This is a genomic window from Nocardia amamiensis (genome assembly GCF_015477605.1).
GTDB classification, from domain to species: Bacteria; Actinomycetota; Actinomycetes; order Mycobacteriales; family Mycobacteriaceae; genus Nocardia; species Nocardia amamiensis_A.
Window position 1 is genome coordinate 70,166 of sequence record NZ_JADLQX010000006.1, and the last position, 25,552, is coordinate 95,717.

Sequence of the window (25,552 nt, forward strand, 5' to 3'; positions counted from 1 at the left end):
GCCCGATTCCCGCTGGTCCGGCGCGGGAAGGGCGGTTGTGACGGCCGGGTCACGGGTGCTGCGGGCCGTCGGTGAATTCGGCGATCACCGGAGCGTGATCGCTGGCGCCCTTGCCCTTTCGCGCCTCCCGGTCGACCGTCGCGTCGGTCACGGTGGCGGCCAGCGCCGGGGACGCGAGGATGAAATCGATGCGCATCCCCTCCTTACGCGGGAAACGCAGCTGGGTGTAGTCCCAGTAGGTGTAGACGCCGGGGCCGGGCGCGAACGGACGCATGACGTCCGCGTACCCGGCGTCGACGACGGCGTGGAAGGCGTCGCGTTCCGGTTGCGAGGTGTGCGTCTTGTCGGCGAAGTACTCCACGGACCACACATCGTCGTCGGTCGGGGCGATATTCCAGTCGCCCATCAGCGCGATCTTCGCCTGCGGATCCTCGGCCAGCCAGCGCGCACCGTTGTCGCGCAGCGCGGCAAGCCATTCCAGCTTGTAGGCGTAGTGCGGATCGTGCGGCGTGCGGCCGTTGGGCACGTACAGGCTCCAGACTCGCACGCCGCCGCAGGTGGCGCCGATCGCACGGGACTCGACCACCGGCGCGCTGATCAGTGCGTCGCCCGCGTCCCGGTCGAAACCCGGCTGGTCCGGGAAGGCGAGCTCGACGTCGGCGAGGCCGACCCGGGAGACGATCGCCACCCCGTTCCACTGGTTGATGCCGAGGTGGGCCACCTCGTAGCCGAACTCGTCGAAGCGCTCGAACGGGAACTGGTCGTCCCGGCACTTGGTCTCCTGGATGGCCAGCACGTCGATGTCCTGGCGGTCCAGCCAGTCCGCGACGCGATCGAGCCGGGAGCGGATCGAGTTGACGTTCCAGGTGGCGAGACGCACCGAAGGCCTTCCTTCACGAGTAGTGACAGGTCTGTTCTACCGCAGGCCGCCGGGTTCGGCGAGAGGCCAAGGCCCCGCGTACCGATAGGCGTGGTGCGCGACGAAGCCCAGTTCGCGATACATCGCGCCTGCGGCCACGTTGGTGGCCTCCACCTGCAGGTACGCGTGCGTCGCGCCGCGGTCACTGCCCCAGCGCAGCAGCTCGGCACAGACCAGCGAGCCGAGTCCGTGCCTGCGGTGCGCGGCGGCGACCGCCACGCAGCTGAGGCCGACCCAGCGCCGTCCGTCCGGCGCGGTGGTGAGTGCTCCGCGGCCGATCGCGAGGGGACGCGGCAGGCCGAGTGAGGCGAAGCCGAGTTCGCCGTCGTGGACCGCGGTCAGCACCTCGGGAACCACGAGCGGAGACGAAAGCTCTTGTACGGCAGGGTCTTCGCCGCTGTAACGGTGCATCGTCAGCCAGTCGTCATTCGGTTCCGCCGCGATGCGCACCATCGGAGGGCCCTGGGGCAGAACGAAATTATCGATATCGATGGCCAGCATGAGCGTCTCCCGCCAGCTGTGCCAGCCGGGCGGCACGGGGGCGAGCCGATCGGGCAGCGCGAGTTGCAGCGGCAGGCCGCGCGCGGTGTACCACTCGCCGATCCGGTGCAGCGTCTCCGCGGACACGACCGCCGGGCGGTCGGAACTGCCCAGTGGCACAGCGGAGTTCGCGCGGCCGGTGTAGCCGTGGCCCGCGCGCGCCAGCCAGCCGTCGATCCAGGCGTGCTCGACGCCGGGCCAGGCGTAGGCGGCGGCGGCTTCCAGGGCGCGGATCTCTTTGGTGCGAATCGGCCGCGGGCCGATTGCTTTCAGCGCGACCACCCGGTCCGGCGCGACCGACACGACCTGGCCGTCGGCGCCGCGCACGGTCGGCGGGTCCAGCGAGACGAGTTCGCCGATCACATCGGTGAGCGGTTGCGGATAGCCCGCGGGCAGCTGATAGCGCAGCACCACCCGGCGGCCGAGCGGGATATCGGGCAGACCGGGGCCGGGGTCAGTCGTCATGCCCGAACGGATCGGGGTCGGTGCCGGGCAGCCAGCTCAAACCCGGTGTACCCCAACCGTTGCGCTTGATCGCCTTCTTCGCCGCCCGTGCATTGCGGCCGATCAGCACGTCCACGTAGAGGAACCCGTCCAGATGACCGACCTCGTGCTGGAGCATGCGGGCGAAGAATCCCTTGCCCTCCACCTCGACCGGGTTGCCGTGCTCGTCGGTGCCGGTCACCTTGGCCCATTCGGCGCGGCCGGTGGGGAACTGCTCGCCCGGCACCGACAGACAGCCTTCTTCGTCGTCGTCCGGGTCGGGCATGGTCTCCGGGATCTCCGAGGTCTCCAGCACCGGGTTGATCACCGCGCCGCGCCGCCGCGTCGTGGTGCCGTCCGCGCCGAGGTCCGGGCAGTCGTAGATGAACAGGCGCAGGCCGACGCCGACCTGGTTGGCCGCGAGCCCGACGCCGTGCGCCGCGTCCAGCGTGTCGTACATGTCCGCGATGAGCGGAGCCAACTCCTCCGGCGATTGGGTGACCCGCTCGGTCGGATTGTGCAGAACCGGGTCGCCGACGATCACGATCGGGAGGATTGCCATGGGCCCAATTATTGCCGTGGCATCCTGGGCCCAGCGCCGCGGGTGCCGCAACCACGACGCGCCTGGCTACCGGCAGGTAGCGAACACGCCGTGCCGTGGCCCAGGGGTTTCACGGCGCACGTGGTTGAATGATCCGCGACGTACAAGCACCATTTTCGTCTGGTGGTTACTCGGCGAGGGAGCGAGATGGACGGCGCAGCGGCACGGAATCTTTCCGAGATCCAGGACGGCCCTTCCGTGCGCGGCGAGGGCACGGCGGAATCGGCGCATGCCGACCACGGCGACGGCAACGGTCTGAGCCGGCGCGATCTCGACATCCTCGCCTTCGAGCGGCAGTGGTGGAAGTACGCGGGAGCCAAGGAAGAAGCGATCCGCGAGCTGTTCGGCATGTCGCCGACTCGGTACTACCAGGTGCTCAATGCCCTCGTCGACCGGAACGAGGCGCTGGCCGCGGATCCGATGCTGGTGAAGCGGCTGCGCAGGCTGCGCGCGAGCAGACAGAAGGCGCGGGCGGCGCGGCGACTCGGTTTTCAGGTCTGACCCCGCGATGCGGGCCTCGACCCACCCGGTGCGACTAGGCTCGCGGGGGTGAGCTACCCGAATCCCACCTCCGGTGGGCCACCGTTGCGCGCCCTGGCGATGGTGCTGATCGCGTTGGCCATCGTCTTCGCAGGTCTCGGCGCGATGTCGCTGTCGAATTCCGACGCCGACACCGACGCCTCGGGACCGAGTCAGCCCGAGACCTCCACCGCGACCGCGGCGCCTCAGGTCCCGGCGGGCACCACGGCGCCCAAGGCGCAGGCCGCGTCCTCGACCGCCGCGTCGACCAGCACGTCCGCGGCGGCGACCAGCGGCGTGGCGGCCCGTTCGGTGCCGGTGCGCGTGCTCAACAACAGCATGGTGGCAGGGCTCGCGGCGAAGACGGCGACCCAGCTCTCGTCGAACGGGTGGACGATCGCGGAAACCGGGAACTATCCAGGGGCCAATATCCCGAAAACCACCGTTTTTTACGGAAATTCGCCTGGTGACAAGGAGGCGGCACAGGCCATCGCGGACGAGCTCGACGCGGCCGTCGCACCGAAGTCGAGCGCGATCGGGGATTCGGCGCCGGGTGTAACCGTGATCGTCACGGGTAACTGAGGGGTGTAAGCCGCCGTTCGCGTGTGCCGGACGGAGGAAGAAGTCGGGCGGCCCGGTCGGGGGCGCGAAACGGCGGGCGTGGCATCATTCTGTGCGGTAACGAACGTGTCCACCCAGCTTTACTCGTAAACTCGGTACTCGTAAAGGAGTTCCCCGATGGCCCCGTCCACTACTCGACGCCCGTCTTGGCGGACTGCGACCCCGCTGCTCGCGGTCGCGGTCTTCGGCCTCGCCGCCTGCACGAACAGCCAGGAGTCGAGTGACGTCAAGGGCACCACGCCGCCGGTGTGGACCGGTTCCCCCGCTCCGGCAGGCGAGCATGCCTCCGAGCACGGCACGCCGCACACCGACCCCGGAGTGAACGTGGAGCTGAAGGACCCGTCGGGTGCCTCGGTCGGCACCGCGAACTTCGCCAAGGACGGCAATCATCTCCAGGTCGCGGTGGAGGCGCACGGCCTGCGTCCCGGCTTCCACGGCCTGCACGTTCACTCGGTGGGCAAGTGCGAACCCAACTCGGTCGCCCCGACTGGCGGACCGGCGGGCGACTTCCTCTCGGCGGGCGGCCATCTGCAGGTCGGCAGCGCCAACGCACACCCGGCCAGCGGTGACCTGACCTCGCTCGAGGTGCGCTCGGACGGCTCCGCGAAGCTGATCACCACCACCGACTCGGTCACGTTGGACGAGATCAAGGGGAAGGCCCTGATCATCCACGCCGACTCCGACAACTTCGGCAACATCCCCAATCGCTATGTCCGCGCCGACGGCGTCGCGGGCCCGGACGAGACGACACTGGCGACCGGCGATGCTGGCGGTCGTGTCGCCTGTGGCGTCATTCAGTAGAACGGTGTCATATGGCCGGGGCAGGAATCGAACACGTTCCCTTCGGTGGCTCGCCCCGCCCCACCATCGGGATCGAATGGGAGATCGCCTTGGTCGACAAGGCGACCCGCGACTTGTCGAATACCGCGGCGGCGGTCTTCGACTCGGTCGGTGACCTGCGCGCACACGACGGCACGCCGCAGGTGACCAAGGAGCTGCTGCGCAACACCGTGGAGATCGTCACGGGCGTGCACGACACCGTCGGCGCGGCGGTGGAGGACCTGTCCGGCACCATGGACACCGTGCGGCGCGCGGCCGACCCGCTCGGTGTCGACCTGTTCTGCGCGGGTACCCATCCTTTCGCCCAGTGGTCGGCGCAGCAGCTGACCCGCTCGGAGCACTACGACGAGCTGATCGAGCGCACCCAGTGGTGGGGCCGCCAGATGATGATCTGGGGCGTGCACGTGCACGTCGGAGTGTCCCACCGCGACAAGGTCTTTCCGATCCTGAACTCGCTGCTGCTGTCCTACCCGCATCTGCTCGCGCTGTCCGCGTCCTCGCCGATGTGGTCCGGTTCGGACACCGGCTACGCCAGCAACCGGACGCTGATGTTCCAGCAGTTGCCGACCGCGGGCCTGCCGTTCCAGTTCGAAAACTGGACGCAGTTCGAGCATTTCGTGCACGACCAGCTCAAGACCGGTGTGTTCACCCAGCTCGGCGGCATGCACTGGGATATTCGCCCGGCGCCGAAGTGGGGCACGATCGAGGTTCGGGTGTGCGACGGGATCTCCACGCGCGCTGAACTGGCCGCGATGGCCGCGCTCATCCACTGCCTGATCGTCGACCTGGATCGGCGCGTCGTGGACGGCGAGACCATGCCGACCCTTCCGCCGTGGCATGTGCAGGAGAACAAGTGGCGGGCAGCCCGGTACGGGCTGGACGCGATCATCATCACCGACGCCGACAGCAACGAGCGGCTGGTCACCGACGACCTCGATGACCTGCTGAACCGGCTGGAGCCGACGGCGGCGCGGATCGGCTGCGCCGACGAGCTCGCGTCGGTCGCCGAGATCCCGAAGCGGGGCGCCTCGTATCAGCGGCAGCGCCGGGTTGCCGCGGCGTCGCAGGGTGATTTGGTCGCGGTGGTGGACGCGCTGGTCAAGGAGCTGAACCAGTAGCGAAGCGCCGCGGGTAAGTCGGTTGCTGTTCAGCTGGCCAGGGGGATGTCGTTCACCCCCTGTTTACTATGGTCGTCGTGCTTGTCGAAAACCCGGGTGCCAGAGCAGGAAGCGCGGTCGTGCGCAGTCGCGAGTCGCGGACCCGGACCGGGGTCGCGGCCGCGGTGGCCGCGGTGCCCGTTTTGCTGATCGCATTGCAGGTCATCGCCATTCGCGAGGGTTTCGAAGGACCGCTGGACAGCTTGTGGCGGGATTACGTCGGTACACCCAAGTCCATGTCTGTTCCGTGGGCGGGGCTGATCCTTGCGCTGGTGGGTATTTCGGTCCGGCGCAGGCTGGTCGCGGTCGGTGTCGCGGTGGCCATCGATGTGGCGTGGGCCGGCGCCCGGTTGCTGGCCGGGGAGCCGTTCGCGATCGGCAACGGCCCGGTCATCGTGCTCACCGCGTTGGCGCTGCTGGCCTGGCTGCGCTGGACGGGCGCCGAACGGCGCGACGCATTGCACGCGGCCGCGCTCGGCGCGCTGCTCATCCTGGCCACCAAAGTCGGCGACGTGTGGCTGCACATCACCGTGATCGGCAGGCCGACAGTGCTCGACGAGTACGTGATCCTGGCCGACCATGCGCTGGGCGATCCGTCCTGGGTACTCGGTCGCGCGATCGACGCGCTGGGGCCGGTGGTCTACGCGGTGCTGCATTGGGTCTACATCGAGCTGCCGGTGGCGGCGATTGTCGTGGCCGTGTGGCAGCTGCGCCATGTGGTGTCGTCGGGCCGTTGGCCGTCGCACTATCTGGTGCGCACATTTCTCGTGCTCGGGCTGATCGGCCCGCTGGTGTACGTGCTGTTCCCGGTCGTGGGGCCGATGTTCGCCTACGGGCCGGACGGCAATGGATTGCAACTGGGCAACTACTGGCCCGGCGTTGTGCCGCCGATCGACCGGAATCCGATGCCGTTGCCGTTCGACGCGGCGATCCCCCGCAACTGCATGCCATCTATGCACACGGCCTGGGCGCTGTCGGTCTTCCTGCACACCCGCCGCGACATCGACGGCGCGCCGGCGCCACGCTGGCTGCGCTGGGGCGGTGCGTTCTGGCTGCTGGCCACCCTGGCGGCCACCCTGGGCTTCGGCTACCACTACGGCGTGGATCTGGTGGCGGGCGCGGTGCTGTGCCTCACCGTCGAGTCCGCGCTGCGCGAGCCGGAGCGCGGCTGGGGATGGTTCCGGATCCGGCTGGTCGCCAGCGGTGTGGCTGTGCTGGCCGCGCTGCTGCTGTCCTACCGGTATCTGGCCGTGCCGATGGCCGATTATCCGGTGTTCGCCGGCACGGTCGTGCTCGGACTGCTGGCCGGACTGGCCGCGGCATTCCACGCGACCTGGTTCGCGAGTGTGCGGGAACCGCAGCAGGCGCCGCGGGAGGTCGAGCACGCCGCGCGCTGAGCGCGGTTTACCCGGCTACGCAGTCCTTCGACGTCTAGTCGACGTCGTCGTCACGCATCTCGTTGACGCGCAGCAGCCCGTCGCGGTGGCGCTGCTCGCGGTAGGCCGTGCGGCCGATGAGATGGGCGATCACCGGTGCGGTGAGCAGCGTGAACAGCCCGACCAGCGCCAGCGCCCACACGTCGCCGTGCCCGCGCAGCTGGATCGCGGCGCCCACGAGCACCAGGATCAGCCCGATCACCTGGGGTTTGGTCGCGGCATGCATCCGGGTCAGGGTATCCGGGAAGCGCACGAGCCCGATCGCGGCGGTCAGCGCGAGCGTCGAGCCGAACAGGATCAGGAAGCCCGCGACCACGTACCAGAGGTTCATGTGTCGTCCCGCACTCGGAAACGCGACACCGCGGCCGAACCGAGGAACCCCACCAGCGCCAGCGCGACGATCGCCGGGATCGGCGTGGTATCGGCGCTGTAGGCCGCCCACACGGCCAGTCCGGAGGCGGCGATGGCCATCAGCGAGTCGACGCCGACGACTCGGTCCAGTGTGCTCGGGCCCACCACGACGCGATAGGTGGTGAGCAGGGCGGCGGCCGTCAGCAAGACGGCGGCGAGAATGGCGACTACGGTCACGGGGTCACCTCCGGTGGCGAGGTAGGTCGGGCGAACGGCCATCCGGTCGGACGCTCCAACCCTTCGATCAGCAGGCGTTCCAGCCGCCGAGTGGTCCGGTAGAACTTGTCCACGGCGGCGTCGCTGCCGACGTCGAGGACGTGAACATAGACCACGCAGCGGCTGCGGTCGATCTCCAGCACCATGGTGCCGGGGATCAGGTTGAGCAGGTCGGCCCACAACACGAGCACCAGATCCGACCGCGTGCCGGAGTACACCCGCAGCACTCCGGACACCGGCGTCGGCGCCGGGCGGATCGCGAACCAGGCGACCTGGAGACTGGACTCCACCGCGTAATACGCGCTCACCACGAGTAATTCGAGCAGCGGGAGCAGGCTCAGCCGTCCGGCCACCGGCACGCGCGGCAATGGCAGCGCCACCATGATCAGTGCGGCGACTACCAGCCCGCCCAGCAGGTTGGCCACGCTGAGATCGCCCCACAACGCGATCCAGACGAGGGTGAGCCAGATCAGAATGGCGATCCGCACCACCGTGTCGCGCCGCGTGCCGCGCGCGGTCTGCTCGTCGCTCATCGCAACGCTCCCGGGTCGTCGGGCGAACCACCGAGCACCGCACCGATGTACACGCCCGGATCACGCAGATCGGTCGCGGCTCGGTCGGCGATGGCGAGGATCGGACCGGCCAGCACCGTGAGACACAGGCCGACCGTGACCAGCGCCGCCGTGGACAGCACCATGAGCGCGGGCATCCGGCCGGGATCGATGCGCTCGTCGTAGTGCACGACGGTGGACTCCTCGATCAGCGTGGGCGGTCGCGCCGCGGTGAGATGCCCCTCGGGCGCGTCCTCGCGTGGACGCCAGAACGCTTTACTCCACACCCGCGCGACGGTGTAGAGGGTGAGCAAGCTGGTGAGCACGGCTCCGCCGACCAGCACCCAGGCCAGCGCGCTGCCCCGCTCCGCGCCCGCCTGCAACAGCGCGACCTTGCCGATGAACCCCGAGAAGGGCGGAATACCACCGAGATTCAGCGCGGGCACGAGAAACAGCACCGCGAGCAGCGGACTCGCGGCAGCGAGCCCGCCCAGCCTGCGCAGCGAGGTCGATCCGGCTTGCCGCTCGATCAGTCCGGCCACCAGGAACAGCGAGGTCTGCACCAGAATGTGGTGGGCCACATAGAACACCGCGCCCGCCAGCCCGGCCGTATTGGCGACCCCCACCCCGAAGACCATGTATCCGATGTGGCTGACCAGCGTGAACGAGAGCAACCGGCGGATGTCGCTCTGCGCGATCGCGCCGAGGATGCCGACGAGCATGGTGAGCAGACCGCACACCAGCAGCACCGAGTCGAAACCGCCCGCTGGGAACAGCAGCGAGTGCGTCCGGATGATCGCGTACACGCCTACTTTGGTGAGCAGCCCGGCGAATACGGCGGTAACCGGGGCCGGGGCGGTCGGATAGGAGTCGGGCAGCCAGTTGGACAGCGGGAAGACGGCCGCCTTGACGCCGAACGCCACTAGCAGAACCGCGTAGATCGCGGTCCGGGTGCCCTCCGGCACCGCGCCGAACCGGACCGCGAGCTGGGCGAGGTTCAGGGTTCCGGTGGCCGCGTAGGTCAGACCGATGCCGGTGAGGAAGATCAGCGAGGAAACCATCGAGACCATCACGTAGCCCACGCCCGCGCGGACGCGCTCGGTAGTCGCACCGACGGTGAGCAGCACGAACGAGGCGGCGAGGAGGATCTCGAAGCCGACGAACAGGTTGAACAGGTCCCCGGCCAGGAACGCCGCCGAAACACCGGCCGTGAGCACGAGATACGTGGGCCGGTAGATCGAGGTCGGTTGCCGCTCGTCGCCGTCGCGGATGTTCTGGCCCGCGCCGTAGAGCCAGACCGACAGCAAGACGATGGACGAGACCAGCAGCATCGCGGCCGACAGCCGGTCCACCACCAGCGTGATGCCGATCGGCACCGGCCAGTTGCCGACCTGCAGCGCGGTGGTGCCGTCCCGGTCGACCAGGAACAGCAGCAGCCCGCAGATCACCACCACGCCCGCGAGTGCGGCGAAGCTCACCGCGCTCTGCACGCGTGGCCTGCGGCCGAAGACGAGCGTGGCCGCGGCGCCGAGCAGCGGCACGAGTACCGGCAGTGGAGCGAGGATCGGCAGCAGGCCCGGAGGGAGGTTCACGTTTCCGGGTCCTCTCCCGCGCGCCGCCGGGCGACGTCGACGTCTTCCTGGTCGTTGGCCACGTCGTCGGTGGTGGTGAGCATGTAGGCGCGGTAGGCGAGGGCGAGTACGAATGCCGCGACGCCCATGGTGATCACGATCGCGGTGAGCACCATGGCCTGGGCCAACGGGTCGGCCATGTCCTCGGTCGCGGTCCCGGTCTCGCCCCGGATGGGCGGTTTGCCGTCGCCGCCGCCCGCGGTGAGGATCAGCAGGTTCACCGCGTTGCCGAACAAGATCAACCCGAGCAGCATCTTCGACACGGCGCGTTCCAGGATCAGATACACACCGCACGCGACCAGGACGCCGATCACGACCAATAGCGTCAGATTCGCCGTCATCTGCCGGAATCCCCCTGCTCCGAAGTGGTCTCGGCGTCGGCGAGCTCGCTGTCGAGGCGCGCGCCGAGGCTGCGCAGCACGTCCAGGACCAAGCCGACCACGATGAGGTACACGCCGAGGTCGAACAGCAGCGCGGTGACCACCTTGACGTGACCGAGCACCGGCAGCGTCACCTCGATGATCGCCGAGGACAGCGGCGGCGCGCCCAGCAGCAGTGAGGAGACCGCGGTGCCCGCCGCCAGAGTAAGGCCGGCGCCGAGGACGTGTCCCGCGTCGACCGGCAGCGCCTCGCCGAGCTCGTAGCGGCCGCCGGCGAGATATCGCAGCGTAAGCGCGAGCCCCGCGGTGAGTCCGCCCGCGAAACCGCCACCGGGCGCGTTGTGGCCGGAGAAGAAGAAGTAGACCGACAGCACCATGATGGTCGGGAACACCAGGCGGGTGGTGATCTGCAGGACCATCGACCGTTCGGCTCGGGCGACCAACCGGCCCGCGGGCAGCCAGCTCACCAGATCGGGGTCGTAGTCGGGGGAGTCCGCCGCGCGCGGCGCGCTGCCGAAACGCCTGCTGCGGAACACCAGCGAGGCCACACCGGTCGCCGCGACCACGAGCACGGAGATCTCGCCTAGGGTGTCCCAGGCACGCAGGTCGATGAGCAGCACGTTGACCGCGTTCCTGCCGCCGCCCAATGCGTATGCGGCATCGGGGATTCGATGCCAGATGGGCTCGGCGGTGCGTGCCGCGACGGCGAAACCGGCGAGCACCGCGACCACCACGCCGACCACCGCGGACAGGATCGCTCTGCGCGCCTTGAACGCGGTCGTCCTGCTCGCCTCGATCGTCGCCGGAAAGGCGCGCAGCACCAGGACGAAGATCACCAGAGTCAGCGTTTCCACGAGGAATTGGGTCAGCGCGAGGTCGGGCGCGCCGTGCAGGGCGAAGATCACGCCGCAGCCGTAGCCGGTCACCCCGACGACCAGCACGCTCGCCAAACGGTTGCGCAGCACCGTCGCGGCCAGCGCGGTCACCACCATGATCGCGCCGATGACCAGTTGTAGCGGCGAATCCCACAGGCGCAGTGCGACTCCGGTGCGGGTGCCGAGGGCGAGCAGCGCGCTCGGCAGGACGACCAGCGTGACCAGGATCGCCGCCTGGCTCAGCGGCAGCGAGCCGCGTTGCACCGCGGCGGTCATCCGCAGCGACAGCGTGTCCATCGCGCGCAGCGTCGCGTCGTAGGCGCGGTCGGCATTGCCGAGCCGCGGGTGCGCCGATTCGGGGAAGCGGTCGCGCAGCCGGTACAGCAGGATGCCGACGGCGACGATCAGGACCGTCCACACCAGCGCGGCGTTGCCGCCGTGCCAGAGCGCCAGCTGCGAAAGCGATTGTCCGGGAAGTGTTTCGGCGTAGGGACGCACTCGTGTGTCCAGCCATGACGGCGCGAGGCCGGCCACCAGGCTCGCTACCGCGAGCAGCACAGGCGGAGCCAGGAACAGGGCGCCCGGCGGATGCCAGCGGATGCCGCGGTCCGCGGCTTCCGGCTGGTCCTGCTCGACCGGCACTTCGCTGGGATGGTGGGCGACCGGTGTGGCGCCGGCGGCCGGTTGTAGCGCGGCGTGCTTGTCCCCGAAGCTGCCCCACACGAACCGAAGGCTGTAGGCGACCGTCAATATCGACCCGAGCACCACGCCCGCGATCACCGCGGCGCGTGCCGGCGCGGTGAGTGTCTCCGCGTCCAGAACAGCGCTCAGCGCGCTCTCTTTGCCCACGAAGCCGAGCAGAGGCGGGATTCCGGCCATACTCAGCGCGGCGAGGATGGCGGCGCCGCACAGCACCGGAGCCCGGCGGCCCAGCCCGGACAGCCTGCGCAGATCACGTGTGCCCGCACCGTGATCGATGATCCCGACCACCAGGAACAGACACGCCTTGAACAGCGCGTGCGCGATGAGCATGGTCATCGCGGCCAGCGCGGCGTCCGGCGTGCCGAGGCCGGCCAGCACGATCAAGAACCCCAGCTGGCTCACCGTGCCGAAGGCCAGCACCAGCTTCAGATCCACGACTTGCAGCGACCGCAGGCCCGCCAGCAGCATGGACGCCAGACCGAGGACGAGCACCAGCGGATGCCACACCGGGTTCTGCGCGAACACCGGTGCCAGCCGGGCGACCAGGTACACACCGGCCTTCACCATCGCCGCCGCGTGCAGGTACGCGCTCACCGGTGTGGGTGCGGCCATCGCGCCGGGCAACCAGAAATGCAGCGGCACCACGGCGGATTTGGTCAGCGCGCCCACCAGCAGCAGCGCCACCGCGACATTCGCGGCCGTACCGCTCGGTGGACTCCCCGTGGTGAGCAGATCCGACAGCAGGTAGCTGTCGTTCGATTCGGCCAGCACGACGATGCCCGTCAGCATCGCCAGCCCGCCCGCGCCGGTCACCAGCAGCGCCTGGATCGCGGCCCTGCGGGTGGCGGCCTGCTCGGCATTGTGACCGATCAGCAGGAACGACAAGACCGTCGTCGCTTCCCAGAACACGTAGAGCAGCAGCATGTTGTCGCTGGTCACCAGCCCGAACATCGCGCCTGCGAAGGCGATCAGCTCGGCGGCGAACACACCGAGCCGCGGTTCGTCGTCCTCGAAGTACCTGGCGCAGTAGGCCAGGATCAGCGCCCCGACGCCCAGTACGAGCGCGGACAGCACGGCCGCGAGCGTGTCGAAACGCAGATCGATGTTCATCGCGATGCTCGGCGCCCAGGTCAGCCGAACCCGCTGGGGATCAGCCCAATTCGCGATCACCCAAGTCAGACCGCCGAGCGGGACCAACGCCAGCAGGTAGTAAGCGTTACGTCCCAGTGCCCGCACCCACAGCGGCGCCGTCAAGGCGGCAGCAGCATGCGCGAGCAGGATTGCGAGCAAACTTCACTCCGTCGAGTAGGGGCGGCGGGGTGTCCGGGACAAGCCTACGTAAAGCCTGGGCCTTTCGTGGAGCGGGCGAATATGGCGTCGGCTATACCTTGGAGCCGAGGCTATATGTCCGCTAACGATTGGCTCTCGGGTCGCCCTTTCGGACGCGGCTTGCTGCGGGGCCGCATTTTCCGGAGCACGGCGATTCCGATCGCACTGCCTATGACGATGACGAGCGCGGTGCGGCCCGGCGTCGGGTCGTGCACCGGCACGTCGGCGTGCCAGTCCTCGAGCTTGTCCGGCATCACCGATACCGCCGAGGGCAGATAGAGCGCGGACAGCCCGAGTACGCCGCTCGGCGCGTAGCGCGGGCGTGCCGTGCCGCAGCAATAGCCCGCGGTCAGCGCCATGACGGCGCTGATAACGGCGAAACCGAACGGGCTGGCGGTCGTCGAGGTGATCATCGCGAAGATCGCGATGCCCGCGACCAGCAGGATGGCGATGGCGGCCGAGGTCATCCGGATGCCGAGCGCGACGCCGACCGCCGCCAGCGGGATCAGCAGCACCGCACTCCAGCCGGGTCGGACCGCGTAACCCACCGCGTCGACCGCCGCGGACAGGCTCACGGCCAGGTACACCCCGGTACCGTCCCGGCCGGGCAGCAGCATGGCCGCGGCCGTCGCGCTGATGATCGCCGCGGCCACGACGATCCCTATTTCGACAGCATGGCTCTCGTCGGGGAGCTTGGCGTATTGGCGGCCCAGCCATTCGGTGCCGGCCAGGATCACCAGTGCGAGCACCGTGGCGGCGAGGATCGGTGTCACCGGCAGCGCGATCGCCATGCGCGGCGCCTTCGGCTCCTCGGCGCGCGACCAGTTGCGCAAGGTACTGATCACCAGTAAGGCCAGCGCCGCGCCGATCATCCAGCGCGGCGGGGTCTCCAGCACCGCGTACGGATCGGCGTCGATATCCAGCAACTCGGCGAGATCGCCGAAGGCGAAGAACCCCACGGCGCCCACCGCGAACGCCGCGCCGGGTAGCAGCCTGCGTAGCACCACGGCGCCCAGCCCGCCCAGCAGGACGGCGCCGAACACCGAGTCGATGTAATTCTGCGTGGTGAGCATCTCCGCCGTCGACCCTTGGCGCCCGGCGAAGTGGTTGATCAGCTGCCCCAGCGCGCCTGCCGTCGCCGTGGCCCACCCGGTGAGCGGGCGGGCGGTCGTGCTGACCAAAACGGCCACCGTGACGGCGACGATCACCCCCAGCGCCGCGCTGCGCGGCACGCTGTTGAGCAGGCCGGCGATCCGGTACGGCGTGGTCTGCTGTTGCGTGGTGACGCTGACCGGCAGGAACAGTGTGACGCCCGCGACCACGGCGCCCACGAACGCCGCCGTCGCGTCGACCACCTCCCCGATCCTGCGCACGGTTGTCGAACTTACCCGCGGTGCGCCCGCGATCTTGTAATTGCTAGCGATTCGCTCGGAAATGTCTCCAGTGTGAAAGATGCACGAAGATCCGGTTTACCAATGGAGTGCTCTGTTCGGCTCGATCAGAGGTAGCGGCCCTCGCTGGCCGCGGCTTGGCCGCGATCGTGCGCGTAGCGGCGCAGCGCATCGATCTGCAGCGGGTCGAGTGAGGGGCGCACCACCGCGGTGGCGGCCACGACGTCGGCCGCGGTCACGTCGGCGGCCTCCACATCCCGGCGCATCGCCGCGAGCGCGGCCTCGCGCAGCAGCGCGGCGCAGTCGGCGGCGGAGTATCCGTCCAACTCGTGCGCGAGTGCGTCGAGGTCGACGTCGGCGGCCAACGGCACCGCTCGGCCCGCGGTGCGCAGGATCTCCCGCCGAGCCGCCGCGTCCGGCGGCGGCACGAAGACCAGCCGTTCCAGCCTGCCCGGCCGCAGCAGCGCCGGGTCGATCAGCTCCGGCCGGTTGGTCGCGCCGAGCACCACCACGTCGCGCAGCGGTTCCACCCCGTCGAGCTCGGTGAGCAGCGCCGCGACCACCCGGTCGCCGACGCCCGCGTCGGCGCTCTGCCCGCGGCGGGCGGCGAGCGCGTCGACCTCGTCCAGGAAGATCAGCGACGGCGCCGAATCGCGCGCGCGCTGGAAGAGTTCGCGCACCGCGCGCTCGGACGAGCCGACCCACCGGTCCAGCAACTCGGCGCCCTTGACCGTGTGCACACTGAGTTGCCCGGTACTCGCCAGTGCGCGCACCAGGAAAGTCTTGCCGCAGCCGGGCGGGCCGTAGAGCAGCACGCCGCGTGGCGGGTCGATGCCGAGCCGGGCGAAGGAGTCCGGATGCCGCAGCGGCCACAGCACGGCCTCGGTCAACGCCTGCTTGGTGTCCGCCATGTCGCCGACGTCGTCGAGACTCAGGCTGCCGATCGCGAGCTCCTCCATGCCGGACCGGGACAGCGGCCGGATCACCTCGAGCGCGCCGAGCAGGTCGGACTGGGTGAGCTGTGGCTCGCCCTGTTCCCTGGCCCGCGACGCCGCGCGCAGCGCCGCTTCTCGGCACAGCGCCGCCAGATCGGACACCACGAATCCCGGGGTGCGCGCGGCGATCTCGTCGAGTTTCAGGTCCTCGGTCGGCACTCGGCGCAGCAGCTGCTCCAGCAGTGCCTTGCGCACGGCGGCGGTGGGCAGGGGCAAGGCGAGTTCGCGGTCGCACAGGTCGGGGGCCCGCAGCCGCTGGTCGATCCCGACCGGGTGCGCCGTGGTCGCCAGGAGTGCGACGCCCGGTTCGGCGATGGCCGCGCGCAGCTGGTCGAGGATGAGCGTGGCGACCGGTTCTGGGTCACCGGGCAGCAAGGCGTCGATATCGGTGACGAGCAGGATGCCGCCTTGGCCGGAGCCGATGTCGGCCACCGCTTGGGCGACCTCGCGCAGCCGCGCGCCGCTCTCGGCCGCGCCGATGGTGGGGCCGTCCAGCTCCACGACGCGCCGCCGCGCCGTGACCGCGCGGGCCAGCGTCGCTTTGCCCACACCTGCGGGTCCGGTGATCAGCACGCCGAGATGCGGTTTCGCGCCGAGCGTGCGCAGCAGCTCGGGCTCGTCCAGCGCGAGGCTGAGCCATTCGCCCAGTTTCGCGGCTTGGCCGCGCATGCCGGGCAGGTCCTCGATCGAGATGCGCGGTGCGAGATCCCTGGTGGGTGCGGTTCGTCCCGCCGAAGCGCCGTTGGTGCCCGCCGCCGTGCAGAACGCGGCGGCCTCGGTGGCGCCGCGCGAGGCCTCACCGGCCGGGATGGGCGTTCCGGCCGAGGCCAGATCGGCGGCGGCGCGCGCGGCGACGGCTCCCGCGCCCCAGACCACCGCGGTGTTCGGCTGGACGCTCACCGGGCCGCGCGGATCGGTGGCGGTGACGGTGAGCAACTCGGTGGTCCATGCGATGCCGAAGGTGCGCGAGAGCGCCTGGGTGGCCGCCGTGGAGCTGATGTCGGGGCCGAGATCGCGCGGCAGCAGGGAGACCGCGTCGCCCACCGTGACCACTTTGCCGAGCAGCGCCTGCCGCAGAGTCGAGGCCGGAATCGTGCGGGTGGCATGGACCGAGCCGCTCACCGAGATCTGTTTCGCGCCGTAGACCGTCGCGGGGCAGACCACTACCGTCACGTTCTCGCGCAGGCCGGCGTTGGAGAGCGTGACGTCGTCGAGCAGGGCGACTCCGGCGGGCGTGCCCGGGCGCGCGACACCGACCACCGCGGCCGTACGCCGCGTCCCCACGAGCAGAATCCCGTCCCATTCCCGCAGTCCGAGCGCGGTGATGGCCTCCGGATGCAACCGGACCACCCCGCGCCGGGCATCGGCGGCGGACGGATTCAGCCGGGCGGTGAGTGCCAGTTCTGCCACTGTGCCATTCTGCCGCGCATCCCTGGTGTCGGTCACTATGTCGTGCTCGGGCATAGGGGACGCATGCCCCGAAGTGGCGATACCGAATCGTTAGTGTTCTCACGGGAGGGCGGGCGGTGACGAAAGGGTATTGCTACTTCTTGACGATTCCGGCGGCGACCGCGACGGAAGTGCCTGCCACGCTCGGCGACAGGCAGACCAGCTTGGCGGTGCCGAGCGCGACGTTCGGGCTGCCCTCGAACGGGCCGCCCGGGTTCTCCGCCAGTATCTGCTCGATCAGCGCTTTCTCGCCGTCGGTATCCAGGTTCTTGAACTCACCGCAGGTGGTGCTGGACGCGGGCCCGAGCGAGGAGGTGTCCTCCTGCATCGTGGTGACCGGCGCGTCTGTGCCCGCGTCGGCTTTCGGCGCCGCAGTGGGAGCGGTCGAGGTGCGTGCGGGCGCGGAGGCGCTGGTGCTCGACGCGCCCTGGCGGAGTCCGTTCGATGCGGTGGACTCGTCCGCTCCGCCGCAGCCTGCCAGCAAGAAACCCACCGTCCCAACGGCTAGGACGATGGCGGAAGTTCGCTTCATACCGTGCTTTCCCGGGTAAATCGTCGTGCCGGAGCCTCCGGCACGTTCGGTGCAGCGTACCGGCTCGGGTCAGTGGATGTGTGCCTGCCAGTCCGCCGGAACCCGCTCGCGCGGGCCTGGCACGCCTTGATTTGCCGGATGGCTGCGCGGCGGGGCCAATTCCGGCCCACCGTCATACATTTCCCCGGTCTCGAAGTTGTAGTACCAGTCCTCGCCCGGCTCGAAGCTCTGGATGAACGGGTGCCCGGTGGCCGTCGCGTGCTTGGTGGCGTGCTGCGCTGGTGAGGTGTCGCAGCAGCCGATGTGCCCGCACTGGGCGCAGCGGCGCAGGTGGACCCACCAACCCGAGTTCCGCTCGCATTCCACGCAACCCGGTCCGCTGGGCGGTACCGCGGGATCTATGCCCTCGACCTGCTCGGTCATGACTGCCCTTCCGCGTTCGATTCGGTGTCGATCTCATTCTGTTCGGGCCGGTGCAGCGGCAGCCAAACGGTGAACGTGGTGTCGCCCGGCTCGGACTCCACCCGGATATCCCCGTTGTGCTTGTTCACCACGATCCGGAACGAAATATCCAGACCGAGTCCGGTGCCCTCGCCCATCGGCTTGGTGGTGAAGAACGGTTCGAAGATCCGGTTGCGCGCCTCCGCCGGGATGCCGGGACCCGTGTCGCCGATCTCCACGACCGCGCATTCGTTTTCCCGCCTGGTGCGGATGGTCAGCGTGCCGTTCCCCCCCATCGCGTACACCGCGTTGTCGATCAGGTTGGTCCACACCTGGTTCAGCTCGGCGGCGTAGCAGGGTACCGGCGGGAGCGTCCGGTCGTACTCCTTCACCACGCGCACGCCGTCGCCGATCTTGCGACTGAGCATCACCAGCGTGCTGTCCAGCAGTTCGTGGATGTCGACCACCTGGAACGGGGCCCGGTCCATTTGCGAGTACTGCTTGGCCGCGTCGACCAGCGCGGAGATGCGCGTCGTCGAGTCGGCGATCTCGTTCATCATCAACTCGGTCTCGATGGTGTAGTTCAGCCAGCGGATGGCGCCCTGGAACACCTTCTCCGGCTCGCCTTCCAAGGTGGCCGCCACCCGCTCCAGCCAATCCGCGTCGAAACCAGCCTGGACGAAATTCGGCGCCAGGTTCCAGCCGTCGCTGATCCCGTGGTCCTCCAGCCATTCACCGAGCGCGTCCTCGCGGTCGGCGGCCTCCATCGGCGTGAGCTCAGGAGCCTTCGCGACCTGGGCGGCCGCCTCTTCTTGCAGCCGCACCAGAGCGCCGAGGGACTCCGGATGGAACTTGCCATCGGCCACCATCGCGAGCTTGTGCCGCATGCCCGCGACCCGCTCGCGCAGGCCTGCGGTGGCGCGCACCGCGGCGGCGGCCGGGTTGTTCAGCTCATGGGTGAGACCCGCCGAGAGCGACCCGAGCGCGAGCAGCCGCTCACGTTCGCCGATGCGCGCGTTGGTGTTGCGGTTGCCGAAGAACACGCCTTCCAGCAGGTGCACCGCCATCGGGAACCACTCGTGCATCATCCGGGCGAAGACGTCCGCGTCGAGCACGAAGAACCGGGAGGGCCTGGTCACGTACATCGAGCCGTTGTACTTCTGCTCGACCTTGTCGCCGATATAGGACATCCAGGCGCCCGCGTAGGCGCCGTGGTGCTCGGTGCGGACCAGCTCGATCTCCGCGCCGCCGGACTGCTTGGTGAGCACCACCTCGCCGTCCATCAACACGTAGAAGCAGGTGGCCGGTGCGCCTTCGCGGAAGACCAGTCCTGGTTCGACGGTCTCGATCCGGCCGTCGGCGCACAGCCAGTCCAGCTGCTCGTCGGTCAGCTTCTCGAACAGGAAAAGGGCGCGCAGCTCGGCGGGATCGCACACCAGCCTGCTGCGACGTTCCGCGGTCTGTTCCGTAGTCATTGCCTGCCTCCTGATCACGCCAGATAGCGGTGTACGAGCATGACGGCCATGGCGCCCTCGCCGACCGCGGAGGCGACCCGCTTGGCCGACTCGGCGTGCACGTCGCCCGCTACGAACACGCCGGGCACGCTGGTCTCCAGATGGTGTGGTGGACGGGGTAGTTCCCAGCCCGCGGGACGCGCGCCGTCGACGAGCAGGTCCGGTCCGGCGAGCACGTAACCCGCTTCGTCGCGCTTGACCACGCCGTCGAGCCAGTCGGTCTGCGGCGCGGCGCCGATGAACAGGAAAAGCCGCTCCGCCTCGGCTTTTTCCTCGGCGCCTGTCCGATTGTCGCGCAGGACGATCTGCCGCAGATGCTCGTCGCCGTGGGCGGCGACCACCTCGGTGCAGGTGTGCACCTCGATGTTGGGGATCTGCGCGATCTGCTGGATCAGGTAGTGCGACATGGACCGCTCCAGCGAGTCCCCCCGGACCACCAGGTGCACGGTGCGGGCGTTGCGGGACAGGAACACCGCGGCCTGCCCCGCCGAGTTCGCGCCGCCCACGATGTAGACGTCGCGATCGGCGCACTCGGACGCCTCGGTCATGGCCGAGCCGTAGTACACCCCGCGCCCGGTGAAGTCGTCGACGCCCGGCGCCGGGTGGTGGCGGTAGTCGACGCCGGTCGCGATGATCACCGTGTGCGCGCACAGGCTGCCGCCGTCGGCGAACCGCACGGTGCGCGCGGACCCGTTCACCTCCAGCCCGACCACCTCGCGGGTGGTGATCACTTCGGCGCCGAACTTCGCGGCTTGCCGCCGCGCCCGGTCGGCCAGCTGCGCGCCGGACAGCCCGTCCGGGAAGCCGAGGTAGTTCTCGATGCGCGAGCTCTGCCCGGCCTGTCCGCCGGTCGCGGTCCGTTCCACCAGCACGGTGCGCAGGCCCTCGGACGCGCCGTACACCGCGGCGCCCAAACCGGCGGGACCGCCGCCGACCACGATCAGGTCGTAGAACTCGCCCGCGGGATTCACCGTGAGGCCGACGTGCTCGGCCAGCTCGCTGTCGGAGGGCTGGACCAGCGCCGCACCCGCCGACGTGATCACCACCGGACACCGCTCCGGGACGGCCCCCGCCGCCTCCAGCAGCCGCGCGCCCTCCGGCTCGTCGGCCGGGTACCACCGATAGGGCAGCTGGTTGCGGGCCAGGAATTCGCGGACCTGCGACGAGCGCGGCGACCAGCGATTGCCCACCACCTTGGTCTCGGTGACCGGCCGGTGCTCGCTGCTGCGCCACGCCTCCAGCAGGCCGTCCAGCACGGGGTAGAGCTTCTCCTCCGGCGGGTCCCACGGCTTGAGCAGGTAGTGGTCCAGATCGATGACGTTGATCGCGTCGATCGCGGCATTGGTGTCGGCGTAGGCGGTCAGTAGCACGCGGCGCGCGTACGGGTGCAGGTCCATCGCCTGCTCCAGGAATTCGATGCCGTCCATACCCGGCATCCGGTAGTCGGCGATCAATACCGCGACCGGCTGACCGCGCAATTTCATCTCTCGAAGCGCGTCGAGCGCTTGCGCACCCGATTCCGCGCGCAGAATCCGGTAATCGGCGCCGTAGCGGCGGCGCAGATCGCGCACCACCGCCCGGGAAACTCCCGGATCGTCATCGACGCTCAGGATGGCCGGTTTCGTAGCAGCGGGTGAAGTCACCTGACGAGTATGGAGCCTCCGGGTAGCGCCTGTCGTGGGCGTTCGCGCAGAGCTCAGAGCCGGTGGTGCAGGACGAGATCGAGTTCGGTCGGAGTGAGCAGTCGCTCCAGGCGTTCTTCCTGGGCGGCCGCGCGAGCGCTGCGCGCTGACGCCGGCGCGTCCGGGAATGCGGGCCCGTGCTCGGGCTCGATAGCGGGCAGCAGCGGAACCTGGTCCGCGGGACGACGATGCAGCAGGGAGCGCAGTTTCACGGCCGATCACCTCACGTTGGGACGCCGAAAAGTTGGAGCCGGTGTCTGATGCTTCATCTATCTGTTATTCTGCGCCGCCCATTACAGCGGCTGCCGCCCAAGTGGCGGAAATGTGACGCAACTGTCTTCCGATCTAAGATGTGCGCGAATCGTCCATACGCGTTCGGACGGACGGCCGTCGGTCCGTCGCTCGTATCCGGGAGGCAGCGTTGCCGAAGAACCTCGAAGCCAGCATCGACATCTCCGCTCCGCCGGAGCAGGTGTGGGCGGTGGTCTCCGACCTGAAGCGGATGCCGGAGTTCAGCCCGCAGTGCGTGCGCATGGTGGTGCTCGGCTCGCTCAAGGCGGGCACCTGGACCCTCAACCTCAATCGCGACGGCAAGAAGTACTGGCCCACCACCTCCCGCATCGTGCGCTACGAGCCGAACCAGGCATTCGCCTTCCGGATCAACGAGAACCGCACCGTGTGGAGCTACACCCTGGAGCCGACGGAGACCGGAACCAGGCTCATCGAACGCCGGGACGTGCCGAACGGCACCACCTGGGTCTCCCGCAGGGCGATCAACGCGGCCCTCGGTGGCGAGGCCCCGTTCGAGGAGGCGCTGGTGCAGGGGATGAACGAGACCCTCGGCAAGATCAAGACCGCGGTCGAGGCGCGCGGCTGATCACCGCGGTGTGCCGAGCCGGTGATCGCCGACGGCGTCGCGGCTGCCGTTTTCCGAACGGAGGATGAGCCGAGGCGGTCTGCGCGCAGGCGCGCGAACCGATGACACGGTGCGCGGTGCCGACGCGAGGACGCAGGTCTCGCTCGGCACCGACGCACGCGGCGAACAGCGTTACTTCCAGTTGGGCAGGGTCACGACCTGGGCCGCGTACGAGAGCCCCGCGCCGAACGCTATGAGCAGCGCGGTGTCACCCGGCTTCGACTCGCCCTTGCGCAGCAGGGCCTCCATGGCCAGCGGGATCGACGCGGCGGAGGTGTTGCCCGACTCCTCGATGTCGTTGGCGAGCGCGCAGTGCTCGGGCAGCTTCAGCACCCGGGCCATGATCTCGATGATCCGGCCGTTGGCCTGGTGCGGGATCATCGCGTCCAGGTCGTCGGGGGACAGGCCCGCGCGGTCGATCGCGTCGCGGCACACCTTCTCCAACGAGTGCGCGGCCCAGCGGAACACCGCGGTGCCCTCCATGGCCATGTAGGGCCGTACCGCGTCCAGGCCCTTTTCGTCGATCTCGGCGAAGAACTCCATCCAGTCCTTGTCCTGCCGGATGGCGTGGTGCTGGGTGCCGTCCGACCCCCACACGGTGGGACCGATGCCCGGCTCGTCGGACGGGCCGACGATCACCGCGCCCGCACCGTCGGCGAAGAGGAAGGCAGTGGAGCGATCGGTCGGGTTGACGGTGTTGGTCAGTTTCTCCACGCCGATCACCAGGACGTGCCCGGCGGTCCCGGCCCGGACCAAGTCCGACGCCAGCGCCAGCGAGTGGCAGAAACCCGCGCAGCCGGCCGAGACGTCGAAGGCGGCGGCGCCGTTCATGCCGAGTTCGGTGGCGATGCGCGGGGCAGCGGCCGGGGTCAGCAACAGGTGCGTCGACGTAGCAACGATCACGCAATCGACTTGGTCGACCGCGATGCCGGAAGATTCCAGCGCCCCGCGCGCGGCGGCGACGCTCATGCTCTGAATCGTCTCCGAGTCGTCGGCGAACCGTCGGGTCTTGATACCCGACCTGGTCCGGATCCACTCGTCACTCGAGTTGATCGGACCCGCGACCTCGTCGTTGGTGACCACTCGAGCAGGGCGGTATACGCCGAGCCCGAGGATCGCCGTGTGCTCTGCCCCGGTGGTCTGGGTGATGCGAGCAGCCATCTGCGTCTCCTATGTACCTGCGGCGGCGCCGCCGGGTTTGCCCCGAAGCATCGAAATCTGTCCCTCATCCGCCACTGCCCATCCGACAGAATAGACATGAGGCTTCCTCATATTAGCCCGAGCGTCGCTCATCTGGCGCGAGTATTCCGACAATCACTGGGTATCTCGCTGAAGCACGCTCCAACTGTTAACGGAGCTGACCCAACTACTGATGCGAGGACACCATGCTCGGTCTCGGAATCATCGGATGGATCATCATCGGCGGCTTGGCCGGATGGATCGCCAGCAAGATCATGAAGACGGACGCTCAGCAGGGCATCCTCCTCAATATCGTCGTCGGAGTGATCGGCGGCCTGCTCGGCGGGTTCCTGCTGAAGTTGCTCGGCGTCGACGTCGAGGGCGGCGGCCTCTGGTTCAGCTTCTTCACCTGCCTGGGTGGTGCGGTGATCCTGTTGTTCCTGGTGCGGCTGGTCACCGGGATGCGGGTCAGGTCCTGACCCCGCGTGCCACCGGCTCCTTTCCCGTAAGGTGTGAACGCTTGCGCCGGTCCTATTGTTGACAGGGCGCAACCGTCTGCATCGAGCACGAAAGAGGAGCCTGTGGCCCGCCGTCCCACCCCGCCCGGCACGCCTGAACGCACCGGAGTCGGCCACGTCGTCGACTTGGTCCGTCATGCGATCCCTCCGCTGCATCCCGCTGGGCTCCCGTTCGTGGCCGCACCGCTGGCGGTCGCCGTTCTCGGCGGCAAGCGCAAGTGGGTGCGCCGGACCGGACTTGCCGCCGCGGCGGCCTGCGCGGCCTTCTTCCGTCATCCGCACCGGGTGCCGCCGAACCGGCCCGGCGTCGTGGTCGCCCCGGCCGACGGTGAGGTCGCCTTGGTCGACACCGCGGTTCCGCCCGCGGAACTGGGTCTGGGCGATCAGCCGCTGCCCCGGGTCAGCATCTTCTTGTCCGTGCTGGACGTGCACGTGCAGCGCACACCGGTCTCCGGCGTGGTGCGCACCGTGCTGCACCAGCCCGGCCAGTTCCGTTCGGCCGATCTGCCCGAGGCCAGCTCGGTGAACGAGCGCAACAGCATGGTGCTGGAAACGCCCGATGGCAGCCGGATCGTCGTCGTGCAGATCGCCGGTCTGCTCGCCCGCCGGATCGTCTGCGAGGCTCAGGTCGGCGACGTGCTCACCATCGGTGACACCTACGGCCTGATCCGCTTCGGCTCGCGGGTCGACACCTATTTCCCGCTCGGCACCGAACTGCTCGTGCAGCCCGGCCAGCGCACCATCGGCGGCGAGTCCGTGCTCGCTGTGCTCGCCTCCACCGCTGACGCGTGATGGAAGCGGCGGTGCCCACCCAGCGGCGGCGGCGGACCATTCGGCTGCTGCCGAGCATCGTCACCATCCTGGCGCTGTGCGCCGGGTTGTCGGCGGTGAAGTTCGGCCTCGACGGCAAGCTCGGCATCGCGCTGGCCATGATCGGCGCGGCGGCCGTGCTGGACACCCTGGACGGCAGGCTGGCCAGGATGCTGGACGCCACCACGAAGATGGGCGCCGAACTCGATTCGCTGTCGGACGCCATCTCCTTCGGCGTCGCCCCCGCGCTGGTGCTCTACGTGACCCTGCTCAGCAGCAACAGTGTGGGCTGGATCGTCGCGCTGCTGTTCGCGGTCAGCATCGTGCTGCGGCTGGCCCGGTTCAACACGCTGATGGACGACGACACCCGGCCGGACTGGGCGCGGGATTACTTCGTCGGCGTGCCCGCTCCGGCGGGCGCGCTCATCGCGATGGTGCCGGTGGGGCTGTTCGTGCAGTTCGGCGACGGCTGGTGGGTGGGTTTCTACGAGGTCGCGGCGTGGACGGTGTTCTCGGCGGCGCTGTGCGTCAGCACGATCCCGACGCTGGCCATGAAGTCGGTGTCGGTGGCGCCGCAGGCGGCGGCCGGGCTGCTGGTGCTGGTCGCGCTGGCGGCGGCGGCGCTGGTCACCTACCCGATCGTGCTGCTGCTGGTGCTGGTCGTGCTGTACCTGGCGCATATTCCGTTCGCCTGGCATTCCCAGCGCTGGGTGGCCGCACGACCGGAGACCTGGCAGCACAAGCCCGCCGAGCGGCGCGCTCAGCGCCGCGCGGACCGGCGGCTGCCCGCGATCCGGCGTCCGGTGATCCGCGGCTCGTCCGCCAGGCTGCGGCTGCGCCGACCGGGCGGTAAGCAGCGCCAGAACGGGAACCAGCCCCCGAGCGCGGATATTTCGTAGCAGCGTGCGAAGCGG

General features: G+C 69.3%; 26 protein-coding genes. 9 read left to right on the forward strand and 17 right to left on the reverse strand.

Translation table 11 applies throughout. The features are described 5' to 3' along the window. Positions 1-49 precede the first annotated feature (49 nt). The 3 genes from IU459_RS09785 to IU459_RS09795 are packed head-to-tail and all read right to left on the reverse strand — an operon-like array spanning position 50 to position 2,504. Positions 50-880, reverse strand: a complete 831-nt coding sequence (locus IU459_RS09785; protein ID WP_195129165.1) for an exodeoxyribonuclease III — start codon at positions 878-880, stop codon at positions 50-52. Between the two features lie 36 nt (positions 881-916). Further along, a complete protein-coding gene (locus tag IU459_RS09790) occupies positions 917-1,924 on the reverse strand; it encodes an N-acetylglutamate synthase, CG3035 family (protein ID WP_195129166.1) in 1,008 nt (335 codons plus the stop codon). Then, positions 1,914-2,504 carry a peptide deformylase gene (locus IU459_RS09795; protein WP_195129167.1) on the reverse strand — a complete coding sequence of 197 codons (591 nt, stop codon included), beginning with the start codon at positions 2,502-2,504 and terminating at the stop codon, positions 1,914-1,916. The genes IU459_RS09790 and IU459_RS09795 overlap by 11 nt, the downstream gene beginning before the upstream one ends. 186 nt (positions 2,505-2,690) lie before the next feature. On the opposite strand from IU459_RS09795, the gene IU459_RS09800 reads away from it, so the two are divergent. The 5 genes from IU459_RS09800 (at position 2,691) to IU459_RS09820 (ending at position 7,077) form a co-directional block, all read left to right on the forward strand. Then, on the forward strand, positions 2,691-3,044 hold the full coding sequence (locus tag IU459_RS09800; protein WP_195129168.1) for a DUF3263 domain-containing protein: 354 nt from the start codon (positions 2,691-2,693) through the stop codon (positions 3,042-3,044). A gap of 48 nt (positions 3,045-3,092) precedes the next feature. Further along, positions 3,093-3,644 (forward strand): LytR C-terminal domain-containing protein, encoded by a 552-nt coding sequence (locus IU459_RS09805; RefSeq protein WP_195129169.1) that lies wholly within the window; start codon positions 3,093-3,095, stop codon positions 3,642-3,644. Between the two features lie 156 nt (positions 3,645-3,800). Beyond that, entirely contained in the window at positions 3,801-4,484 is a 684-nt protein-coding gene (gene sodC / locus IU459_RS09810) for a superoxide dismutase[Cu-Zn] (RefSeq protein WP_195129170.1), read from the forward strand. A gap of 11 nt (positions 4,485-4,495) precedes the next feature. Then, on the forward strand, positions 4,496-5,641 hold the full coding sequence (locus IU459_RS09815) for a glutamate--cysteine ligase (protein WP_195129171.1): 1,146 nt from the start codon (positions 4,496-4,498) through the stop codon (positions 5,639-5,641). A gap of 68 nt (positions 5,642-5,709) precedes the next feature. Then, the gene (locus IU459_RS09820; RefSeq protein ID WP_195129172.1) at positions 5,710-7,077 is read left to right on the forward strand and encodes a phosphatase PAP2 family protein; all 1,368 of its coding nucleotides are present in this window, start codon (positions 5,710-5,712) and stop codon (positions 7,075-7,077) included. Between the two features lie 34 nt (positions 7,078-7,111). On the opposite strand, the gene mnhG is transcribed toward IU459_RS09820, so the two are convergent. The 13 genes from mnhG to IU459_RS09885 form a co-directional block, all read right to left on the reverse strand. Continuing rightward, on the reverse strand, positions 7,112-7,447 hold the full coding sequence (gene mnhG, locus IU459_RS09825) for a monovalent cation/H(+) antiporter subunit G (protein WP_195129173.1): 336 nt from the start codon (positions 7,445-7,447) through the stop codon (positions 7,112-7,114). After that, positions 7,444-7,704, reverse strand: a complete 261-nt coding sequence (locus IU459_RS09830) for a monovalent cation/H+ antiporter complex subunit F (protein WP_195129174.1) — start codon at positions 7,702-7,704, stop codon at positions 7,444-7,446. The genes mnhG and IU459_RS09830 overlap by 4 nt, the downstream gene beginning before the upstream one ends. Then, a complete protein-coding gene (locus IU459_RS09835; protein ID WP_195129175.1) occupies positions 7,701-8,276 on the reverse strand; it encodes a Na+/H+ antiporter subunit E in 576 nt (191 codons plus the stop codon). Before IU459_RS09835 ends, IU459_RS09830 begins: the two co-directional genes overlap by 4 nt. Next, positions 8,273-9,886 carry a Na+/H+ antiporter subunit D gene (locus tag IU459_RS09840; RefSeq protein WP_195129176.1) on the reverse strand — a complete coding sequence of 538 codons (1,614 nt, stop codon included), beginning with the start codon at positions 9,884-9,886 and terminating at the stop codon, positions 8,273-8,275. The genes IU459_RS09835 and IU459_RS09840 overlap by 4 nt, the downstream gene beginning before the upstream one ends. Then, positions 9,883-10,266 carry a Na(+)/H(+) antiporter subunit C gene (locus IU459_RS09845; protein ID WP_195129177.1) on the reverse strand — a complete coding sequence of 128 codons (384 nt, stop codon included), beginning with the start codon at positions 10,264-10,266 and terminating at the stop codon, positions 9,883-9,885. Before IU459_RS09845 ends, IU459_RS09840 begins: the two co-directional genes overlap by 4 nt. Next, positions 10,263-13,172 carry a Na+/H+ antiporter subunit A gene (locus tag IU459_RS09850; protein ID WP_195129178.1) on the reverse strand — a complete coding sequence of 970 codons (2,910 nt, stop codon included), beginning with the start codon at positions 13,170-13,172 and terminating at the stop codon, positions 10,263-10,265. The genes IU459_RS09845 and IU459_RS09850 overlap by 4 nt, the downstream gene beginning before the upstream one ends. Before the next feature lie 110 nt (positions 13,173-13,282). Next, entirely contained in the window at positions 13,283-14,584 is a 1,302-nt protein-coding gene (locus IU459_RS09855) for a hypothetical protein (RefSeq protein ID WP_195129179.1), read from the reverse strand. A gap of 125 nt (positions 14,585-14,709) precedes the next feature. Continuing rightward, complete coding sequence (locus IU459_RS09860; protein ID WP_195129180.1) at positions 14,710-17,061, reverse strand: AAA family ATPase; 2,352 nt, start codon at positions 17,059-17,061, stop codon at positions 14,710-14,712. 79 nt (positions 17,062-17,140) lie between these two features. After that, positions 17,141-17,578 (reverse strand): hypothetical protein, encoded by a 438-nt coding sequence (locus IU459_RS09865; protein WP_195129181.1) that lies wholly within the window; start codon positions 17,576-17,578, stop codon positions 17,141-17,143. Between the two features lie 69 nt (positions 17,579-17,647). Continuing rightward, complete coding sequence (locus IU459_RS09870; protein WP_195129182.1) at positions 17,648-18,001, reverse strand: UBP-type zinc finger domain-containing protein; 354 nt, start codon at positions 17,999-18,001, stop codon at positions 17,648-17,650. Further along, the gene (locus IU459_RS09875) at positions 17,998-19,494 is read right to left on the reverse strand and encodes an ATP-binding protein (protein WP_195129183.1); all 1,497 of its coding nucleotides are present in this window, start codon (positions 19,492-19,494) and stop codon (positions 17,998-18,000) included. Before IU459_RS09875 ends, IU459_RS09870 begins: the two co-directional genes overlap by 4 nt. Before the next feature lie 14 nt (positions 19,495-19,508). Then, the gene (locus IU459_RS09880; RefSeq protein WP_195129184.1) at positions 19,509-21,176 is read right to left on the reverse strand and encodes an FAD-dependent oxidoreductase; all 1,668 of its coding nucleotides are present in this window, start codon (positions 21,174-21,176) and stop codon (positions 19,509-19,511) included. 53 nt (positions 21,177-21,229) lie between these two features. Continuing rightward, entirely contained in the window at positions 21,230-21,427 is a 198-nt protein-coding gene (locus IU459_RS09885) for a hypothetical protein (protein ID WP_195129185.1), read from the reverse strand. A 209-nt stretch (positions 21,428-21,636) separates the two neighbouring features. On the opposite strand from IU459_RS09885, the gene IU459_RS09890 reads away from it, so the two are divergent. Next, positions 21,637-22,092 carry an SRPBCC family protein gene (locus IU459_RS09890; protein WP_195129186.1) on the forward strand — a complete coding sequence of 152 codons (456 nt, stop codon included), beginning with the start codon at positions 21,637-21,639 and terminating at the stop codon, positions 22,090-22,092. Between the two features lie 171 nt (positions 22,093-22,263). Here IU459_RS09890 and IU459_RS09895 read toward each other — a convergent pair whose 3' ends face one another. After that, positions 22,264-23,292, reverse strand: a complete 1,029-nt coding sequence (locus tag IU459_RS09895) for a beta-ketoacyl-ACP synthase III (RefSeq protein WP_195129187.1) — start codon at positions 23,290-23,292, stop codon at positions 22,264-22,266. Positions 23,293-23,516: 224 nt separating this feature from the next. Here IU459_RS09895 and IU459_RS09900 point away from each other — a divergent pair, with 224 nt between their 5' ends. The 3 genes from IU459_RS09900 (at position 23,517) to IU459_RS09910 (ending at position 25,537) form a co-directional block, all read left to right on the forward strand. Beyond that, complete coding sequence (locus IU459_RS09900) at positions 23,517-23,789, forward strand: GlsB/YeaQ/YmgE family stress response membrane protein (protein WP_195129188.1); 273 nt, start codon at positions 23,517-23,519, stop codon at positions 23,787-23,789. Positions 23,790-23,891: 102 nt separating this feature from the next. Beyond that, positions 23,892-24,620, forward strand: coding sequence for a phosphatidylserine decarboxylase (locus tag IU459_RS09905; protein ID WP_195129189.1), 729 nt, complete (start codon positions 23,892-23,894; stop codon positions 24,618-24,620). Further along, a complete protein-coding gene (locus IU459_RS09910) occupies positions 24,620-25,537 on the forward strand; it encodes a CDP-alcohol phosphatidyltransferase family protein (RefSeq protein WP_195129394.1) in 918 nt (305 codons plus the stop codon). Before IU459_RS09905 ends, IU459_RS09910 begins: the two co-directional genes overlap by 1 nt. The last annotated feature ends 15 nt before the right edge of the window (positions 25,538-25,552 follow it).

Bases quoted from the DNA above. Each gene is read 5' to 3' on its own strand.
- IU459_RS09790 (WP_195129166.1), bottom strand. From the start codon at position 1,924: ATGACGACTGACCCCGGCCCCGGTCTGCCCGATATCCCGCTCGGCCGC.
- IU459_RS09795 (WP_195129167.1), bottom strand. From the start codon at position 2,504: ATGGCAATCCTCCCGATCGTGATCGTCGGCGACCCGGTTCTGCACAAT.
- IU459_RS09800 (WP_195129168.1), top strand. From the start codon at position 2,691: ATGGACGGCGCAGCGGCACGGAATCTTTCCGAGATCCAGGACGGCCCT.
- sodC (WP_195129170.1), top strand. From the start codon at position 3,801: ATGGCCCCGTCCACTACTCGACGCCCGTCTTGGCGGACTGCGACCCCG.
- IU459_RS09815 (WP_195129171.1), top strand. From the start codon at position 4,496: ATGGCCGGGGCAGGAATCGAACACGTTCCCTTCGGTGGCTCGCCCCGC.
- IU459_RS09820 (WP_195129172.1), top strand. From the start codon at position 5,710: ATGGTCGTCGTGCTTGTCGAAAACCCGGGTGCCAGAGCAGGAAGCGCG.
- mnhG (WP_195129173.1), bottom strand. From the start codon at position 7,447: ATGAACCTCTGGTACGTGGTCGCGGGCTTCCTGATCCTGTTCGGCTCG.
- IU459_RS09835 (WP_195129175.1), bottom strand. From the start codon at position 8,276: ATGAGCGACGAGCAGACCGCGCGCGGCACGCGGCGCGACACGGTGGTG.
- IU459_RS09845 (WP_195129177.1), bottom strand. From the start codon at position 10,266: ATGACGGCGAATCTGACGCTATTGGTCGTGATCGGCGTCCTGGTCGCG.
- IU459_RS09860 (WP_195129180.1), bottom strand. From the start codon at position 17,061: ATGCCCGAGCACGACATAGTGACCGACACCAGGGATGCGCGGCAGAAT.
- IU459_RS09865 (WP_195129181.1), bottom strand. From the start codon at position 17,578: ATGAAGCGAACTTCCGCCATCGTCCTAGCCGTTGGGACGGTGGGTTTC.
- IU459_RS09870 (WP_195129182.1), bottom strand. From the start codon at position 18,001: ATGACCGAGCAGGTCGAGGGCATAGATCCCGCGGTACCGCCCAGCGGA.
- IU459_RS09875 (WP_195129183.1), bottom strand. From the start codon at position 19,494: ATGACTACGGAACAGACCGCGGAACGTCGCAGCAGGCTGGTGTGCGAT.
- IU459_RS09895 (WP_195129187.1), bottom strand. From the start codon at position 23,292: ATGGCTGCTCGCATCACCCAGACCACCGGGGCAGAGCACACGGCGATC.
- IU459_RS09900 (WP_195129188.1), top strand. From the start codon at position 23,517: ATGCTCGGTCTCGGAATCATCGGATGGATCATCATCGGCGGCTTGGCC.
- IU459_RS09910 (WP_195129394.1), top strand. From the start codon at position 24,620: ATGGAAGCGGCGGTGCCCACCCAGCGGCGGCGGCGGACCATTCGGCTG.